The sequence below is a fragment of the Martinezella rhizogenes genome (assembly GCF_000799715.1).
GTDB classification, from domain to species: Bacteria; Pseudomonadota; Alphaproteobacteria; order Rhizobiales; family Rhizobiaceae; genus Rhizobium; species Rhizobium rhizogenes_C.
Genome location: NZ_JUHG01000010.1, coordinates 1 through 1,301, shown reverse-complemented (window position 1 = coordinate 1,301; position 1,301 = coordinate 1). Strand labels below are relative to the sequence as shown.

General features: G+C 60.2%; 1 protein-coding gene. It reads left to right on the top strand.

Annotated features, from left to right (window positions below):
• Positions 1 to 1,301 (top strand): efflux RND transporter permease subunit (locus EX00_RS03905; RefSeq protein ID WP_047454363.1); only part of this gene is annotated, 1,301 nt, incomplete at both ends.

Sequence of the window (1,301 nt, the reverse complement as noted above, 5' to 3'; positions counted from 1 at the left end):
AACACATTGACGATGTTCGGCATGGTGCTGGCGATCGGTCTGCTAGTGGATGACGCCATCGTCGTCGTCGAAAACGTCGAACGCGTGATGGAGGAGGAGGGATTGTCGCCACGTGAGGCGACGATCAAGTCGATGCAGGAAATCACCGGTGCCTTGATCGGCATCGCGACGGTGCTGTCGGCCGTGTTCATCCCGATGGCCTTTTTCTCCGGCTCTGTCGGCGTCATCTACCGGCAGTTCTCGGTGACGATCGTCTCGGCGATGGTGCTTTCGGTCATCGTCGCATTGATCCTGACGCCGGCACTCTGCGCCACCATTTTGAAGGCGCCTGAGCATGGTTCGAAGCAACGCGGCGCCTTCGGCTGGTTCAACCGCAATTTCGAGCGCGCGACGCTTCGTTATCAGAGCAGCATTCACGGCATGATGCGCTGGAGTGCCGTCTTCCTGCTGATCTTTGTGCTGATTGGCGGCGCCGTCGCTTACCTGTTCAATCGCTTGCCGAGCTCGTTCCTGCCGGATGAAGACCAGGGCATCTTGCTGACTGCAATCCAGCTCCCTCCAGGCGCCGCGGAGTCGCGGACCTGGGCTGTGCTCAATCAGGTGAAGGACTATTATCTCAACAACGAGAAGGACTATGTCGAAGGCGCGTTCGCCGTCGCCGGCTTCGGCTTCAGCGGCCAAGGTCAGAATGTCGGTATCGTTTTCGTCCGGCTAAAGGACTTCGCGGAGCGTTCAACCCCGCAATCGAAGGCGCAGGCGATCGCCGGGCGCGCCATGGGCGCTTTCTCGAAGATCAAGGACGGCAGCGTCTTCGCGCTGGCACCACCGGCCATTCCCGGTTTCGGTAGTTCGAGCGGTTTCGACTTCTTCATCAAGGACATCAACGGCGCCGGCCATGCCAGCCTGATCGCCGCCCGCAACCAATTGCTGGCCGCCGCTGGCAAGAGTGGGAAACTGTTCGGCACCCGCCCGAACGGCCAGGAGGACACGCCGCAATATTCGGTCAATATCGATCAGGAAAAGGCGAGCGCTCTGAATATCAGCCTGGCGGATATCGACTCCACGCTGTCGACCGCCTGGGGTGGCACCTACGTCAACGACTTCATCGATCGTGGCCGCGTCAAGCCTGTCTACGTCCAGGCCTACCAGGATTTCCGCATGCAGCCGGAGGATTTCGGCCGTTGGTATATCCGCAATTCCGGTGGTGACATGGTGCCGTTCTCGGCCTTCTCCAGCGGCGAATGGACCTATGGTTCGCCGCGTCTGGAACGCTATAACGGCTCGTCGGCCGTCGAAATCCA